The sequence below is a fragment of the Sulfitobacter rhodophyticola genome (assembly GCF_041281685.2).
Lineage (GTDB): Bacteria > Pseudomonadota > Alphaproteobacteria > Rhodobacterales > Rhodobacteraceae > Sulfitobacter.
In genome coordinates, this window is sequence record NZ_CP166251.2 from 767,874 (window position 1) to 784,845 (window position 16,972).

Genomic DNA, 16,972 nt, shown 5'->3' on the forward strand with positions numbered 1-16,972 from the left:
GGCTTATGGAGGCGGTCCACCGATGGCACTTTGAACCACGCCGGGTTTGTCGGAGGCTGATTTGCCTTAGTTATGCGTCCTTACCTGATCTTGCCAGAGCGGCGGAGAAGTTTGCCTCTGCTTCGGCTGGCAGGAGATCTCCGATAGGCTCCAGCAGGCGGCGATTGTTGAACCAATCCACCCATTCCAAGGTCACGTATTCCACGGCCTCAAACTGCGCCACGGTCCACGCCGGTGAATGACCTCAGCCTTGAACAGGCCGTTGATCGTTTCTGCCAGGGCATTGTCATAGGAATCATCAACGCTGCCGACAGACGGGTCGATCTTTGCCTCTGCCAGCCGTTCGGTATACTTGATCGATAGATCTTGCGATCCACGATCTGAGTGGTGCACCAGTTGATCTTGTGCAGGTCTGCGTTGATGAATGGCTTGTTCCAAAGCATAGAGGACAAATCTGGCAGTGGCTGTGCGACTGACGCGCCATCCAACGATATGACCGGCAAAAACGTCGATGACGAAGGCTACATACACGAACCGCTGCCATGTCGCGACATAGGTGAAGTCGCTGACCCAGAGCACATTTGGCGCTGGCGCATGGAACTGGCGGTGATCCCCTATGAACTGGATCATCGTTTCAGTGGGCGGTCGAGCTCCGCCTGGGCAATACATGCGGATGCTTTGCGCAGGATCTCATTGGCCTGCTTCAGTTCGCGCACCTCGCGCTCAAGCGCTTTCATCTTCTCAGCCTGTTCGGTGGTGATGCCTCCGCGCTGGCCAGTATCAACTTCGGCCTTCTTGACCCATTCGTTCAGCGTTTCCGGCGCGCAACCGATCTTCGAGGAAATCGACACAATCGCCGACCAACGGCTTTCATGCTGCCCGGCGCCATCCAATACCATCGGCACGGTGCGTTCGCGCACTTCTGGTGAATACTTGCTCGTTGTCTTTGTCATGATGCTCCATCCTACTCATGATTTGGAGCCTCCGGCAAACCCGGCGCGGTTCACTTCAGGGATAGCTTCCCTCCATCAAAAGATGCGGCTCGAAGTAGCTAACCGCGTTTCGAAAGCGCGGTTAGCTACCGTCAGTAGGTTTGCTGCGGCTACTGGGTAGAAGGTACGCAGCAATTGGGAGCGAAGTGATCTCTTCGCCGTCCTTAGAACATCGGGCAAAAAAGCGATTCGCACAATTTTTTAGGTAAATTGGTGCTAAACTAGGAAACACTTTTATCCATATCAATGAACTGTTCTTAAAAGCTGAAGTCAGATCATCGCTTGTACTAGTTCGTGTTGACTTATTCAGTAGAAGCTTGATTCTTCATGCTTCACCAAGCTGCCTCGCGATTGCTTGAAGAACTACTCCGTTAGTATTAAGATCTGAATACGTCGATGTAACCCGACCTGTTTTTGTAAATACGCTTGATGCGAAACCCTGATTTGTTCTGCAATTCTTCCGAACAAAATCGACTAGAGTGTCAGAATACGCATGAGGCTTGTATGCAGCCCAAAGAAATGCCGACTTTGAACTCAGAACCAGATATTCGTCCCAGAATTCCGGCGTGTGATGTTCCGGATTGAAACCTACAGTATCTAGTGCCCAAGTCCGTTCTTGGGCATCGAGCTGTAAGCCTTGGTATGTGAACCATGGTGCGCGATCAATCGGACCCTCTGAGACTGCGATCAGCCGCCCTGTTTCCGTGAAGTCTTCGATTTGTGCTGCAAACAAAACCTCCGCCAAGTATGCGCTTTCAATCGACATGTCGCTTTCCATGGCTTCCAGCAAGAGTGGTTCCGCACCTAGGGGACCAATTGTTGAAGCCGCCTCCAACAATCTCATTTGGTCGTCATAGGAGAAACTCCCGCTAACGACCTCGTACGGAGACTTGGCGTCAACACCCCAAGAGCGGAATGCCCGCGCAGAGTAGTGCGCGCTATGAGACCTATAGACCGAGTGCAGCCTGCCATCGGTAACAGAGTTAACTTCACCATCAATTACAATTTGGTCTAAGTCCCAAGAGTTTACTAAGCCCTCAAGTTGGTCATTCATGCCTGCATAACGCCTCAGATTCTCAAGCGATGACAATAGTCTTCCCGCATCGCTACCATCAAAATCTCTGTTTCCCCACTTTTGGCGATCCACTCGTATCCAGCCCTGCGGCAGTAAGCGGTTCTGGGTCCTCCTACCTCTGACTTGTCTCAAGATTTTTGCGATGTTCCTTTCAAACTCCCGCTTTGGAAGGATGCCTATCTGTGAAGCGGCAATTAGCCCATTAATATGGCTGCCGACGTCCCACATGGTGACTGTAGGATGGACACGGCCTTCTGTTGGCGAGAAGCTAACAGTTGCGGGACAAAGTCCGGTTCTTTGAATAGTATTCTGGCTGATGTATCTCCAAGCAACTTCGGCATCATCGAAGAGCCGTTTCCGTTCGCGGTCCGCCTTTGATGGGACCGCCCGCTGTGCACCAAATAGCGCCCCAATGGTGCGTCGTTGGTGGGCTATTTCCGCCCCTTTGGGAGCTATTTCGTTGGCCAAAGAGTTAATAGGCCCAAGGCGACTAAACCCATCGCGCATTGTCTTCTTAAGCAGGGACAGAACTGCAGTTTTCGTATAGGGCTCCGCCAAAGCCTGCGGAAGTATTGAAACCACAACATCTTCTGGTTCTTTGAGTTGTTCCTCTAGTATTCGTATAGTCTCAAAATTTGAGACCTGAACACTTGGTAGCCAGAGTATACCCGCCTTGTCCAAGCCTTTAGCTTTATTACTGGCCAAGCCAACCCAATGGCCAGATTGCAGAGGTTTGCCAGGGTCAAACTCGCTTTTGGTTTGGTCACTGATTTTGTCCACGCTAACGCTGAGAAGTTCAAATTGGCCCCCGCTTGAAGCGTTCCCGTCTCGCGGGGTTTCAATAGGCAACCAAAATAGCGACTTCTTGTGGTGGCCATTCTTCTGGGGTTGGCTAGTGCTCACCTGAAGGCCGACACTCTCAAGTTCAGTCCTGAAGGCTTTGTATTTTGCCATCAAGTCGCTGTCCTTGGTGGCTGGAAGAGCTAGGTGCACGGCAACAAATCGACGAAACTTGTAGTTGTCACGCAGATGTAGATCCGAAACGCTATGTAAGCTTGTTGTTCCAGCCATTTCCATCGCGCTTAGTCTATCCAAAGCTTGACCTGCGCCTGACGCAACCTGATCTGCTGCCATGCCTGACAATTGGGTCATGTCGAGTAGAAAGATCGACTGTGTTCCGCCAAGCTTCAATTCCGCATCTTTCGCTAGGTCAAACGGGAAATGCTTGCCCCCTCTGAGGCGCAGTACACCATTCGACCATAATTCTGATTTGACCTCGCTTTCATCATTTGGAATTACAACAACTGACTTCACTCCTCCGGCCCGGACTCCGGTCGGCTTCCACGGTTTTTCGCCTTCTTTACAAGCGATAACAGTGAAGCTTGGTTGGTCATGCATAGCTCCTCGTAATGCATCTCGAAGAAGCTTGCTGACATCGCGAACTGACCGGCTTTGAAAGTACTCTGACTGATTTGGGAGATCAGGAATCAGCGGTGCCACTTCTATCTTTCTTTGCAGCATGTAGGCGGTAAGTACACTGCTGAGGTCCGATTCTGGAGTGATTACATTTGCGCCCTCTCCATATGCGGAGACCACACATGTAACTGGAATTCCTCGCGAACAGATCTCATCAAGAATTACGATCAGGGTTTCAACTGAAAGGCCCGGGCTTAGCCCGGTCAAGACCAACGAAGTAGTACTGCTGGTCGCAATTGCTGGGCCAGCAATTGTTGCGGTCGAGCTACCAATAGTTGCAGCAGCAGAGAGAAGGAATCCGCGACGGTTCATTCAGCATACTCCTGGGCAACCAATTTTCCGCCGTAGCGCTTTGATTTACCCCATGCGGCAAGACTGCCTGAAGCTGCACGGACCAGCGCGCGGAACACAGATACATAGAGCAATGGGCGGTAGATGATTCTTTGCACGGGCCATATCAATATCAGTCTCTTCTTGGCGACCGGGTCAGTCAGAACAGCAAAGAGGGCAATGGCAAACTCAGCTGCTGGTAATGCAAGATATGCCCAGATCATTTCCGGGGGTACCAGACTAACATTTGTACCAACGTCTCCAGTCCAGTCGCCGACAAGATATCCATATGCTGCAACTAGGATGAGGAGATCAGCAACAGGCGCCAGTAATGGGAATAGATAGCCGAAAACTACCATGTCGGGAATTGAGACCAGGCCAACAGTCCGTCTTTCGCGAACAGCATTTTTGTGTTTCCAAGCGCTCTGGAACATCCCCAATGACCACCGCAAACGTTGAGTGAGCAATGCAGAGACTGTCCGCGGAGCTTCAGTTACGGCAATCGCCTGTTCTTCATAAACTATCCGATAGCCAGACCGACTGACCGAAAGGGTGAGGTCACAGTCTTCAGTCAAAGTTTCACCACAGAATAGACCTGCACGTTTAAGTGCAGAGACTCGCCAAGCACCCAATGCTCCAGGAACAACCAAAATTCCGTTTATGTGGTCATAGGCCCGCCTGTCGAAATTCTGCGCTGTTACATACTCCAATGCCTGCATGGCCGTCAGCAGGTTGCTAACATTTCCAACGGTAATCTTGCCAGCAACAGCCCCTACTTTGGGGTCAGCAAAATGCTCAACCATCTTGGAGATAGCATCAGTTCGAACTTCTGTGTCTGCATCAATGCAAACAGCTACCTCTGCGTTCAAGGATGAAATCGCCCTATTCAGAGCACTCCACTTTCCCTGGTTTGGTTGGAAGATGTATCTTACTCTGGCTTCGTACTTGAACTCCAGCGCCTCATTGATAGTGTTATCACGCGACCCGTCATCGACAACGACAACTTCCAAGTTCTGGTAATCAGACGACAGAACACTTTCAATACACTTATGAATGGCGACTTCTTCATTAAATGCAGGAATGATCACAGACACCTTTGGGCTAATACCCAACGAACGGGCTGTGTGTTTTCGTCTGAGCAGTGCCAATGAGAAGATTGCAGTGAATCTGAAAAGACCAATTAAGAGTAAACACCAAAAAACCGCCTGTAGCAGGGTGATAGTCAAGGAAGCAAACGCGAAAGATATCCTGTCAAAGAGTAACCCAGGCCCGGAGACTTCTGGCATCAACTCTGACCTATTTATTCCAAGCGTTTCGGACACCGTGGTGAAAATATACCCGCGATCACGCAATTCACTTATTATCGAAGGCAAAGCTTCAACAGAAGGTGTGCGGTTCTCACCTCCGTCATGAAGTAAGATGACATTGCCCTGGCCGTCCTCAACCTGTGACACCACATAGGCGGAGATTTCTTGGCTACTTAGTCCAAGCCAATCCTTTGGAACAACGTCCATACCATAAATTAGTGTTCCACGTCCTTGAACAACCTCAAGTGGCCAGATTCGGTCGCTGCTGATTGGCCCTCCGCTTCTTAAGAAGGGCTCACGATAAAGGACTGTATCTTGGCCGGTTGCGCTTGAAAGTGCTCGATGTGAAAAGTCATGCTCAAAGTTGGTACGCGAGTAGGAAATCTGATCCATCCTTGGATGAGAAAATGAATGCGTCCCGACTTCGTGACCGTTGTCTACAATGCGCCTTACAAGGTCTGGATAGTTCATCACATTCTGACCTAAGACAAAGAATGTTGCCGGAACATCAAGCTCTTCAAGTACCTTCAGGACAGCTGTCGTGTATTTCGGGTGAGGGCCATCATCGAAGGTCAGGACCACCTCGTTAGCTTTTGGCGCACCATAGCGTTCAATCTGATATGGAGTTGGGTAATAGCCGTAGTTTTGTTCCGTAATCAGCCCCGTCTGGGCACTTGTCTTGACTTGGCGATATCCAAGACTCGCCTTCTCTAAGATACGAAGTGCCGGCCCTTTTCCCACGTACTGAACGAAGTTGTTCAGGCTTATTGTTTCAATCGCTTGCGTCGCTGTAGGTAGGCCTGACTTAAAGGCGCTGATGAGTGGCCAAATCCCAGGATCCTCATAGCCCAATGACCAGACGCCGATGCTCGAAGCCCCACCGTCCTTCATAATCTCTAGATTGTTAAACATTGAGGCTGCATCATTCATCCACACCTTTTCCTGGCGTCGGTTTATAGATTGATACTTTGTGAACGAACCCGACGCTTCGGCTGCGAAATGGAGCTCCGCATCGCTTCTGCTGACATTTGCTATGACTTCTCCGTAAGAGAGCTTTTTGGGTATTGGTGATCCGTCTTCCCAACTAGCCGCAAAGTTACCCAGCGCGACGGTAAGCCGTTCTCCTCCGACTCGAGCCATCGCTGTTTTGACAGTTTCGGCTAGCCAATCGTTTCGTGACAAAGGTGTAGGTGCTGAACCGATCCAAGGTTCATAGAACGCTTTCAAAATGACTTGGTCGAAACCTTTTTCGAGGTCAAATGACAGCCAAGGCCTGCGCGTTGCATTCATGATGATGCAGGTCCGAAAACCAACATCTTGTAAATTGCTCTTGAAATCATTGACTAGTCTGAAAAGGTTGGCGGCCTCCCAACCAGTGAACGGTTCAAGGTCTAGGCAGGCACCATGGGCATTGAGTGATATGAGCTCCGTCACAATCTGAGACTCCATTGCCCGAGAGAGCTTGGCAGTGATGGCTCTTTCGGAGAGCGATCTGTCATACACACTCATGTCAAATTGTATTCTTGGCAGAACGGTGATTTCACCATTGCGACCCGCAAAATACTCCTCAGCGGCCATACGAGTATCCTTGCTAGCAACTTCAGTATTCGGCTGACCGTCTTGAAGGGTAATGGTAACCCAATCAGGTACCAAGACGTCGATAGCCTGACAGCTTCTGTTCAGAGACAGGTGCGACCATTCGACTGTAATTGGGAGATGCGCAACGATACGTGCTTGCGGGACCAGCACTGATTCGTGCTGGTTCTCACCATGCGCAATATTGCAGTTTGAGGTCGGATTGACCGTCTCAACAGAGTAGTGATTGTCTATTGCCTCGCTATCAATCGTTGCTCTTGCAGGGATAAGGCTAACTTGATTTGCAAGCGCAGGTTTAACATAGGGTATGCCGTCAATGAACAAGCTAGTCCAAATGAGAGTAGCCAAGGCTACTACGGCTAGCCGGACTAGTATCCAGTATCGCCGAGCCTGACTGGGATCACTAAAGACAGCAGAATCTGCTCTCTTTTCCTCGACTCTTTCTAAGTGAAACTCAAAACGCCGGAGGGACATCCTTATGCCTCCCCACACTCCAGCTGTGTCGGCAAAATTGAACGCCAAACAGAGCCGAGTATATATCGCAAACTAAAAACACTCTTCACCCAATTCGCACGGATTGCGGACCAGATACGCCGATCAGCAAATGCAAGGCCCCCACCCGACACTCCGCCCAATGTCTGGCGCAAAATAGCCAAACTCAGGTTGTACCAAATTAGGCAAGAAAATGGCGGAGCGTCAAATTTTTGACATTAAGCTGGGAAATTCGATCCAAATAAGGCAAAAAAGTACCCGTATTTGAAATAGTGCTCTATGCTATTGTGAATTGTTTCTCTGCAAGCCGTCTCTGGACATGTTTTTGTCGCAATCTGCAACGGGTTGATCATCCCTCGGTGTAATGGTCCGCCCTGACCTGCCCCCCGAAACGTCGCTCATTCTGATGTAGGGTTTACCTAACCCTTCGATGGAGCAAACAGATGCGAAAGAGCCGTTCCACAGAAGCCCAGTTTTTGGGGTGATCCATGGATAGGAGGTCGGGATGTCGCCAGCGGAGGTCTGCCGCAAGCATGGCCGCAGCCAAGGCACTTTCTGCAAGTTCGAATCGAATTCTGGAGGCAAGAAGGTGTCTGATGCAGCAATTTTGAAGCCGCTGGTGGACGAAAAAGCCAAGCCTAAAATTCGACTGTCGATCAAATGCTGGACAATGCGGTCCCGAAGAACTTGTTAGGAAAGACATGACGACGCCACCAAACGTCGGTGTGCAGCGCTCAGCGCGACGCGCGATTATGCATCTCGCAGCGCCGAGCGTGAAGGCTTGTTAGTATCGATCCCCAAACTGTCAGGCGCGGACGCACACCGGACAATCCTGAGATACGCAAGGAGATGAAGACCGTTGCCGTCAAATGCCGTCGGTTCGGCTTTCGCCGGATCGGCGTGATGCTGGATCGAAAGGGAATGACCATGAACAAAAGAAGCCGTATCGGCTCTAGACAGAGGAGAACTTGGGCGTGAGGCGACAGGGCCGGAGCCGGGCCCTTGGCACGCGGACACCCATGCCAGAGGCTCTGAGGCCCGGAGAGCTCTGGTCTTTGGACATTCTGTCCGACACGTTCGGTGCGTCTCGTCGATTCTGCACCTTAGCCGTGAATGATGCTTGCTGCCTTGAGAACCTCAACCTGTCGTAACTTCGTGACGATCTCTTCCGGCTTATGTCGTTTGATTCCCATCTTTGATCCTCCGTTTCCTAATTATGGGGCCGGACCAATTCAGTGGGGGAGGATCAATCTCGCATCAGGACTGACACCTCTATCTCGTCAGCGATCCAAGGTAGTATGGCGACTCGCATTCAGAACTATTTTGGTGACGACTTTTCGAAGTTATTTTCAGCAGGAAGAAGAGGTCTGCTACCACTTGATGGAAATTAACTTGGCAATTCTTGTTTGCCTGTGCTCATCTCAAAGACTTAGTGGAAGCCCGATAATTGAGTTTTCTTAGTCGGATGGCAAACTGTATCGAGTAAGGGGAAAAATGCCAGCATTTGATTTCTTGGAAGGGCTCCCAAAGTACGGGGATGACGCCAAAGAGGTAGCCCGACAGAGACAGCGCCACGCTTTCTTGATCGAACCGTTTCTGGGGGATATCAAAGGCGCAAGGGTGCTAGATATTGCGGCCCATGACGGGCGATGGAGCTACGCATTTGCAGATGCAGGCGCGGCAAGTGTTTTAGGGATCGAGGGACGGGAGGAACTGGTCGACCTGTTCAGTGAGTTTCCTCACACGCCAGCGAAAGACAGAGTGTCGCTGCGCGTTGAGGACCTTTACGATGGTCTTGACCGCTTACTTGCGGAGAAGCAAACCTTCGATGTGATTGCACTCTTTGGGATCATGTACCATGTGATGGACCACTTCCGGATTGTCCGCCAATGCGTGAAGCTTTCAGCAAAACTGATCATCATCGACAGTGAGTTTGTGAAAGGCGTAAACCCCTACATTCAGATAATTAAAGAGCGAACGGACTACGAGATCAACGCCACGCCGCAAATTGAGGGCCAAGCATTGGCGATCAAGGGGGTGTTAAGCAATGCTGCTATGGAGCGTATTGCAGAGGCCCTCAACTGCGACATGGAATGGTTGCCTTGGGAGGACCTCCCGAAGGAGAACCGAACCGTGGTAAGGGACTACTTTCGAGGACCGCAAAAGAAAATGGTCCGGCGCACATGCGCTCTGCGGCCAAACAGGGACCGAAGTGCTTGAGCGGCCAGATATCAGTGATCCTGATGTCCGATTGGATCTCCATCCAAGAATAGCGCCATACTTCATTCTTCTGAGTTATTGCCGTCACATAGGATTCCAGAAACAGTCAAAGGCAGACAGCTGTTGGATTGCGCGTGTCAGAAAGAAGGACGGTGGTTATAAACAGCACCGCTTGGGATGTTCAGGCAAACTCAGTTTTGAACAAGCGGTTTGCGCAGCTGAGTCTTGGTTTGCGCGGCGGGATGTCTCCGCGATAGCGGCAGAACCCTACCAAATTGGTTCCAAACGAAACCTGAGCATCTGCCCAATGGGGGATACACCAACCGTTGGCAGCGCGATGAAGGCCTACTTGGAATGGAAAGCAATGGCGGCAACTAGGTCGCACTTTGAGACCCTCGTAAGTCTCATCAACTACTACGTTGTGCCAAATCTCGCGTTCATCCCGCTGGAGGAGTTCAATGGGAAGCACTTTGGCGATTTTTGCCTGCATGTCATTGAAACACCTCCAAAGCGCGGGCGAGATGATCCAATTGGCCGGAATAGACTATCAGAACTGTCTCAGGAGGCGCTCCGGAAACGCAAAAAGACCTTGAACGCAATCATCAGTATTCTGCGCGGAGCCTTCTTGCTCGCCTGGGAAAGGGGGGACATTCGAGATGATAGGCCGATGCGGTGCTTGCGCCGACTTCCCAATGTAGACCGACCAAGAGTTATATTTCTGGATCGCAAGCAGTGCCGTGCACTGCTGAGTGCATGTTCTGATGACCTGGAGATGTTGGTACGCGCTGCGCTCTACACTGGCTGTCGCGCCAACGAACTTTGCAAAATGCTTGTAGAAGATCTGAATACAAGCGGCCCGGCAGTCTTCGTCTCGTCTCTCAAAGGAGTCAGACAGCGTTACGTTTTCCTGCCCCCGGAGGGACTGAGCTTCTTCCGTGAGATTTCTGGCGATAGGGCACCTTCAGATTTTCTCTTCAGAAAGACGAACGGGCGGCGTTGGGGGGCGGAGTATAAAAGTTACTTTCAGAAGGCACGAAGGTTAGCAGGCCTTCAGGAGCAGCTCACCTTCCACGGCCTGAGGCACACATATGCGAGCCAGTTAATACAGGGCGGCGCGTCTTTGCTGAGCGTCGCCGAGCAGCTCGGCCATCGCAACGTGCAGGCAGTCAGCTCCACCTACGGTCACCTCTGCGCTTACCAACGCGAAGAAGAGGTCCGCCGCAGTTTTGAACCGCTTCTTTTGGATGTGGCAAAGAAAGAGAAACTGGAAAAGTCCAAAACTGCTCCCATGTTCAAACACCATAAAGATGTTTCATGGCCCCGTTCAAACCATGCGCGCTTCAGTGGTCCCCTCTTGCAACGGCTTCGCATGGCTGAACAGACAGAGGACCGGTCCAACTGAAAAGTCAGTGCCTGCCAGGTATGCTAGCGAACGTTTCAAGCACTCCTTTGCTTGGCCGTGCCAGTGAGGTCCTTGGCAAGGACGAAGTTCTTTCGAAGTTTCCTTCACGATCCCAAGTTTCAGGGAGTGGGGCCCGGCGCAACTCAGCGAACCGTTCTTCCTGTTTCCCGGCTGCCGCTTGGTTGGCTTTGCTCAATGCTGAAAAGCTGCGCCGAACCTGCGCCTCTCTGACATGTGCTGCAAGATGGCCATAAGTGGTCATCACCGTGAGGGTGCTTGCGTGTCCAAGCTGTCTAGCCACCGCATCAAGCGTTGCGCCACCCTGAATCAAATCACTCGCATATGTGTGCCTGAGCCCATGAAAAACAAATTCTCGGGGCAGTCCTGCTTTTGCGACTGCGGTTCTGAATTGTAAGGTGTGCTGACGCCGCCAAGGTAACCCTTTCGTAGATAGAAATAGGTGGTCAGCTTTCTGTTTGCCAGCACATGCCTCAAGGAAGAAGGCCATCCCCTCTTCGGGTAAGAATACGAACCTGGCAGGGCTGCGCTTGAAGGGTTTGATGTGCACCCCGAAGCCCCCATTGCCGACATCTGCCACTCTCAGGTCACCAAGCTCCCCGACCCGACATCCGGAATACAGCGCCGCCATCACAAGATTACGGAGCGGCAGGGAGCAGGCGGCAAGGAGCCGCTTGCACTCGGACCTCGTGAGAAAGATGGTCCTTGGCTGATGGTTCACGGAGACCCTGTTCAAGCATTTCCAGGACCGCTCGGAGGTCAAATGACCGTTCTCCCAGGCATACCGAAACACCATCCTGAGAATTGTCACCAGTGAGTTGAACGTCCGTTTACGCCTTCGTACCTCATCCGCACTCAGATTGGCGGGGTCAATCTTGCTGGGGGTGGCCTCAAAGCCCCGTTTGGGCGGCTGTTCCAGCGTTTTGGCCGCGAGGCGCTGTAGGTCCTTGCCGCAAAACGCTTCAATTGGGATACTACTGAAGTCAGGAACCAGATGGTAGTTCATCAAGGTGAGATTATTGTAATGACCCCCCTCTGAGCGGGCCAGTTTTGACCACTCAAGATAATCGGTCATCGCGTGTCCAACGGTATATACGCTTCCGATTGGACAAACGCTCAAACGACTTACTCTGCCAACGCTCTCCGGCGGCACCGAAAGTGCCTGAACTTTGGCCGTTTCGAACCATTCGAAGGCTCGCTCTATGGCTTCATCATAGTCTATCGCAGGTCTGCTCAGAGGAAGCGCTGCCCCCAGGCACTTCTGCCGGTAATTGCCGTTAGCGCGCAGCGTTCGGGCGACCCAGTTACAGATCCGGTTGTCTTGTCTGTGTACGCCGATGTGGCGTCCATTGAGCAACCGGTGCCAGTGTGGATATTCCCTATGGGCCAACTTCTGGATCTCAGCTGGTGTCTTGAATGGACAGCTCTCAACCGTGTCTGCCCTGTCAGAGGTTTTGCTGCGTGCTTCTAATCCTATCGGCATATCAGTCTCCATCCGGTTGAAAGGATGGAGTCTCGGCCATCTCCATGTAGAGCCCTAGGAGAATCTGAGTTGTCAGAAGGCAAGGAAGGTGCAGAAAGACCCGCTGCTGTCAGTTTAACTGATGTCCTTCCGGCAAAACCCCGGAGCCGTAGCGAATGAAGTATTCCCGCGCGGCATCGTTGAAACCATAGGTTTTCACATACTCAAGCAGCGCTTTTTCGAGCACCTGTATACGTTCATCTTTATCCATGGGTTTGCCCTCGGTCATATTGGGAGATTCTTACCACCATTCGTTAAGAATTGGTTAACGGGCAGAGAAAGCGCGAGCTGGTTGAAGCGTCAGTGTCCATAAAACCGCAATCTGACAGGCAATCGCCATAGATTAATCATACTCTGCAAACAGGTACAACGCATGCAAATCAGACCCCTTACCCCCGCCATCGCAGCACTCGTTTTGTGCCTTCCTGATATTTCCTATGCTACGGAGATTCAGGGCAGAGTTACGCACGTCAGAGATGCGGACACAATCGAGGTGCGTGGGATACCGATTCGGTTTGATAGCGTGGATGCTCCGGACAGGGGTCAGCCGGGCTATGAAGCAGGTCAGACTTGGATGAAGGAAAACTATGCAAACCGTATGGTCCGCTGTGTCTTGACTGGGGCAAAAACCTACGACCGATGGGTCGGCACGTGCTTTGGCAGCAAAGGTGAGAATATCAGCGCGAGAGTAATTGGTGCTGGCCTAGCACGTGACTGCCCACGATATTCCGGCGGAAAGTATCGCAAGTTTGAGACCGCTCAGTCACGTTCCGTTCCACTCAAAAAGTATTGTCGATGATCGCGACAGTCTACAGAGCCCTCTGATCCTTCCGTTGACCTAAGAGGTGGTCTTAGATTTTAGACCATTTTGCAGCGTGGTTAAGATGGATCAGGGTTTGATTTAGGCTGCTGTTCTCATTGGTTCAGTTTTGCTGACATAGGCCTCATCAGGGGTCAATATGCCGTGGGTCGAATGTGGGCGTTCAGAGTTGTAGTAGGTCAGCCATTTACTGATCCCGTTCCTCATTTCTGAACCAGTTTCGAAGGCATTGAGATAGACGCATTCATACTTCAGGGATCGCCACAATCGTTCGATCATGCGGTTATCGCGCCATGCGCCTTTGCCATCCATGCTGATCTTGATCTTCGCGTCTGTCAGTACGTCGATCCAAACGCCGCTCGTGAACTGACTGCCTTGATCGCTGTTGAAGATTTCCGGCGTGCCGTGCTTGGCCAAGGCCTCGTTTAGGGCCTCAACGCAGAAGTCCGCATCCATGCTGTTTGATAATCGCCAAGCCAGGACCTTGCGGCTGTACCAATCCATGATCGCCACGAGATACAGGAAGCCGCGCCGCATCGGAATATAGGTGATGTCTGCGCACCAGACTTGGTTTGGGCGGTCGATCACCGCATTGCGCAGCAGATATGGCCAAATCTTATGCTGAGGATGTTTCTTACTTGTGTTTGGTTCCTGATAAATCGGCACCAATCGCATGAGGCGCATCAAACGGCGCACGCGATGCCGCCCACATTTGTGGTCGTTGCGCTGCATGAAGCGCGCGATCTGGCGTGATCCGTACCATGGTGTTTCCAGGAACTGTTTATCGATAATCTTCATGAAACGCAGGTTTTCAGTACTTTCACCAACGGGCTGATAGTAAAGGCGCGACCGTGACAGCTGCAACAGTTCGCACTGTTTACGCATGCTTAACTTTTTATTCCGGCTCACCATTTTTTGCCTCGCGTCCCGAGCAACTGATGCGAGGCGTCCGCTAAAAAATCCCGTTCCACAACAAGCTGGCCAATCTTGGAATGCAACTTATCGACGTCAGCGGCACTCACTGGCTCGGGCGTTGAACCTTTGCGGCTAAAGGCCGTCGCCATGTTCTCTATCGCCGCGCGCTTCCAAGTCCCGATCTGGGTTGGATGCACACCATATTTCTTCGACAATTCCGCCAATGTCATTTCCTCGCGGATCGCTTCAAGCGCAACCTTGGCCTTAAACTCGGGTGAGTGGTTCTTTCGTTTCTTCATTCTGGATCACTTCTTTCGTCATGCGATCCACCTTAATGACTGGTCTGAATTTCCGCGACCACCTCTGCCGCCGAAAAGATGGAGGATCCTGAGGTACCTCCTATCGCCTCTGTGAGCTTTCTAGTAGAGCAGATGTCGCAATCTGCTGGCTGGCCTGCAGTGAATGTAATGCGGCACACCACAGGGCTCGCGCTAACCAATAAATAGGCTGAGGTGTTAACAAAAACTTACGCTTAGCGTATTCCTCTCCAGCCATGCTTAGCTGCTTTGTGCCAAGTTTCAATCAGCAAAAAATCTGCACTCTTGTCTATAATCTACGGCGTGGCGTTTGGTTGACGGCCGCGCTGTATACCCATGTGTGTGGATCATCTCGCGCGCGCGCGGGAAAAACACCTTTCAGGCCAACAATCAGCCCATCAAAGCACAGGGCGGGGGAAGAATAGGGGGAAGATTATCAGAGATGCTGAGATAAGGTACTGTTATTATGCAATTTAAAAAAAGCACATGGCGATCCCTGAAGGACTCGAACCCTCAACCTGCTGATTAGAAGTCAGCTGCTCTATCCAGTTGAGCTAAGGGACCGCTGCACTGTACATGCCGCAGGTCATGCGACCGTGCAAGTCTTAGAGGGTCCTCGTCATGAAAACGCTTAAGGGATCGGTCACGTAGTCCCCGAAAGGCGGACACTCTGAGAAACCATTGCGTTGGTATAGCGCGCGTGCCGGGGCAAAAAGGTCAATGGTCCCGGTTTCCAGGCTCACGCGCTTCCAGTTCCGGTTGCGGGCATGATCCAGAAGGCCCGTCAGGATAGTCTGCCCTACTCCACGACCGCGTGCAGCGGCAGAGGTATGCATGGATTTCAGCTCCGCATGACCGGGACCGATCTCGCGGATTGCCCCTACTCCCAACAACTCACCCAATTCACGCGCCGTCAACAGCGTTGCCCGCGCGTCAATCAGCTCTTCCGGTTCCATGACATGGCAGCTGCTGAGCGGAGAATGCGCGCGCATTACTTCAAAATGGTGCGAAAGCAGTGCACGCACGTCCGGTGTCGCGGCGGTTCCCTCGATCAGGCGCAGATTGTTGTACTCCGGTTGAAGTGGTCTCAAGCAATATTGAAAGAACATTCGAAATTAATATCATGCATTCTCGGTCTGAACTCCGTTTTAAAGTGCAGCGAAGAATTCGAAATGGCAACGGAAAACGCCCTCCGAGACAGGCCTTCTCAAAGATGATTTCCAGGTGAACTAAGTGGGTTTCTTGATCGCGACTTAGCCGATTTCGAAGGTATCAAAGACCTGTCGATGTCGGCCTTTTCCTCTGCACATTTCCTGAAGTGGAAATACTTGGTCGACCGGAAAGACTGCCGCCGTGGCAGCGCGTTTGTGCCGCAGCGCGCCGACAATCCGACCGCGCGTTTCGTTACAGACGACGTGTCCGCCCTGGCCTCCGGCGCGGATGTGGATCGACACGTGGCGTCATGGAATCACTTTATGCCGTTCCCTACGGATTCATCCCGCTTGTCGGCAGTGCTTGCCGCGCAGGATAAGCACGAGGTTGTCCTGATCAACCGTCCCAGCGCGGGCGAGAGCCAGAACATCACCAATGCTATCTTGCAGTGCCTCGCGGTGAGCAAGACATTAGTTTGCATGGCCAAGATTGAATTGTGGCGATTCTCCATCTTCAAAGAATCCTCCGTGCGGAAGTTGCTACAAACCTATCCCGCCGATCGGGCAACGGACTTACCCGGTCAAAATGACGTGCACCGGAACAACGGCGACATCAACGCCGCCGCAATGTGCGACAGCCGAGAGACCGGCAACCAGCACTTGATCGTTTCCGCGCGCTTCATCAAAGCTGGGCAAACCACAGGCTATGCAGTTTTTCTGGGTCACACCAAGATGGACAGCACGGTCCAATTTCTTGCTGTCAAACGTAAGAAAGCCAAGAGCGTGCGCAAGTTTGGGTTGCCAGTGGGCCACCCAACGTCCTGATGAAGCGAAAGGGGCGGACCCGCCGCCCCTGCCCGCGTACATCATGCCCAGCCAAGCTGTGTCAGCGCATGGCCATCATTCCAGATCTTGGTCATGTGCGTGATCTTCCCACCTGCGAATTCCATCGCATAAACGTAATCCGACGCGACTGTAGCGCCTGTCGGCTCCATGGGGCCGCCAGGCCCGGACTGTGTTCCGTGAAAAACGGCAAAGGCCAATACAAGGCCGCGGTCTTCGTCGGCTGCAAACCCTTTCAATTCATAGTGACCATCAGGGATTGGCGTCAGCAAACCCTTCATCCACTCTGTATAGGCCTCCAATGTACGGGTATCCGCCAGCGCTTCGGACTGGCAAGAAAAGCTGGCGCCCGAGCTGCAATACTTCGCGCATCCGCCCCAGCCTTTGCCGGTTTCACAGGCTTCAAAAAAGTCTCGTGCGGTGACTGTCATGCTCATTCTCTGGTCTCCTTTGATGCATCACCCGGGGCCACTCCCCTAGGCGTCATGATTTGAAA

10 protein-coding genes, 1 tRNA gene, 2 pseudogenes and 1 other annotated feature are annotated in these 16,972 nt (G+C 52.0%); of the genes and pseudogenes, 4 read left to right on the forward strand and 9 right to left on the reverse strand.

Annotated features, from left to right (window positions below):
- Positions 1–70: 70 nt before the first annotated feature.
- The 3 genes and pseudogenes from AB4X18_RS04795 to AB4X18_RS04805 all read right to left on the reverse strand — a co-directional run bounded on the left by AB4X18_RS04795 (position 71) and on the right by AB4X18_RS04805 (position 7,100).
- A pseudogene (locus AB4X18_RS04795) lies at positions 71–953 on the reverse strand (IS3 family transposase).
- Positions 589–672 (reverse strand) — a sequence feature (AL1L pseudoknot). (Overlaps the previous pseudogene by 84 nt.)
- A gap of 364 nt (positions 954–1,317) precedes the next feature.
- Positions 1,318–3,855, reverse strand: coding sequence for a DUF3131 domain-containing protein (locus AB4X18_RS04800; RefSeq protein ID WP_370402539.1), 2,538 nt, complete (start codon positions 3,853–3,855; stop codon positions 1,318–1,320).
- Positions 3,852–7,100: a glycosyltransferase gene (locus AB4X18_RS04805; RefSeq protein WP_432817138.1), complete on the reverse strand. Its 3,249-nt coding sequence runs from the start codon at positions 7,098–7,100 to the stop codon at positions 3,852–3,854. The genes AB4X18_RS04800 and AB4X18_RS04805 overlap by 4 nt, the downstream gene beginning before the upstream one ends.
- Positions 7,101–7,711: 611 nt before the next feature.
- Between AB4X18_RS04805 and AB4X18_RS04810 the strand changes: the two are divergent.
- From AB4X18_RS04810 to AB4X18_RS04820, 3 genes and pseudogenes are all read left to right on the forward strand, one after another.
- Positions 7,712–8,413, forward strand: a pseudogene (locus AB4X18_RS04810) (IS3 family transposase); the annotation flags it as partial.
- Positions 8,414–8,762: 349 nt separating this feature from the next.
- On the forward strand, positions 8,763–9,488 hold the full coding sequence (locus tag AB4X18_RS04815) for a class I SAM-dependent methyltransferase (RefSeq protein ID WP_370399030.1): 726 nt from the start codon (positions 8,763–8,765) through the stop codon (positions 9,486–9,488).
- On the forward strand, positions 9,481–10,890 hold the full coding sequence (locus tag AB4X18_RS04820) for a tyrosine-type recombinase/integrase (RefSeq protein WP_432817139.1): 1,410 nt from the start codon (positions 9,481–9,483) through the stop codon (positions 10,888–10,890). Before AB4X18_RS04815 ends, AB4X18_RS04820 begins: the two co-directional genes overlap by 8 nt.
- A 4-nt stretch (positions 10,891–10,894) precedes the next feature.
- On the opposite strand, the gene AB4X18_RS04825 is transcribed toward AB4X18_RS04820, so the two are convergent.
- The 5 genes from AB4X18_RS04825 to AB4X18_RS04845 form a co-directional block, all read right to left on the reverse strand.
- Entirely contained in the window at positions 10,895–11,983 is a 1,089-nt protein-coding gene (locus AB4X18_RS04825; RefSeq protein WP_370399032.1) for a tyrosine-type recombinase/integrase, read from the reverse strand.
- 517 nt (positions 11,984–12,500) lie between these two features.
- Positions 12,501–12,641, reverse strand: a complete 141-nt coding sequence (locus tag AB4X18_RS04830; protein ID WP_370399033.1) for a hypothetical protein — start codon at positions 12,639–12,641, stop codon at positions 12,501–12,503.
- 690 nt (positions 12,642–13,331) lie between these two features.
- A protein-coding gene (locus AB4X18_RS04835; protein ID WP_370399034.1) for an IS3 family transposase occupies positions 13,332–14,464 on the reverse strand; the annotation gives its coding sequence in 2 pieces (ribosomal slippage) (positions 13,332–14,185 and positions 14,185–14,464; 1,134 coding nt in all).
- 505 nt (positions 14,465–14,969) lie between these two features.
- Positions 14,970–15,046 (reverse strand) — tRNA-Arg (locus AB4X18_RS04840).
- 41 nt (positions 15,047–15,087) lie between these two features.
- Positions 15,088–15,573 carry a GNAT family N-acetyltransferase gene (locus AB4X18_RS04845; RefSeq protein WP_370399035.1) on the reverse strand — a complete coding sequence of 162 codons (486 nt, stop codon included), beginning with the start codon at positions 15,571–15,573 and terminating at the stop codon, positions 15,088–15,090.
- 195 nt (positions 15,574–15,768) lie between these two features.
- Between AB4X18_RS04845 and AB4X18_RS04850 the strand changes: the two genes are divergently transcribed.
- Complete coding sequence (locus AB4X18_RS04850; RefSeq protein WP_370399036.1) at positions 15,769–16,458, forward strand: hypothetical protein; 690 nt, start codon at positions 15,769–15,771, stop codon at positions 16,456–16,458.
- A gap of 41 nt (positions 16,459–16,499) precedes the next feature.
- Here AB4X18_RS04850 and AB4X18_RS04855 read toward each other — a convergent pair whose 3' ends face one another.
- Positions 16,500–16,913 (reverse strand): ester cyclase, encoded by a 414-nt coding sequence (locus AB4X18_RS04855; protein ID WP_370399037.1) that lies wholly within the window; start codon positions 16,911–16,913, stop codon positions 16,500–16,502.
- Positions 16,914–16,972: the final 59 nt, after the last annotated feature.

Bases quoted from the DNA above. Each gene is read 5' to 3' on its own strand.
- AB4X18_RS04825 (WP_370399032.1), bottom strand. From the start codon at position 11,983: ATGACCGATTATCTTGAGTGGTCAAAACTGGCCCGCTCAGAGGGGGGT.
- AB4X18_RS04855 (WP_370399037.1), bottom strand. From the start codon at position 16,913: ATGAGCATGACAGTCACCGCACGAGACTTTTTTGAAGCCTGTGAAACC.
- AB4X18_RS04850 (WP_370399036.1), top strand. From the start codon at position 15,769: ATGTCGGCCTTTTCCTCTGCACATTTCCTGAAGTGGAAATACTTGGTC.
- AB4X18_RS04830 (WP_370399033.1), bottom strand. From the start codon at position 12,641: ATGGATAAAGATGAACGTATACAGGTGCTCGAAAAAGCGCTGCTTGAG.
- AB4X18_RS04815 (WP_370399030.1), top strand. From the start codon at position 8,763: ATGCCAGCATTTGATTTCTTGGAAGGGCTCCCAAAGTACGGGGATGAC.
- AB4X18_RS04800 (WP_370402539.1), bottom strand. From the start codon at position 3,855: ATGAACCGTCGCGGATTCCTTCTCTCTGCTGCTGCAACTATTGGTAGC.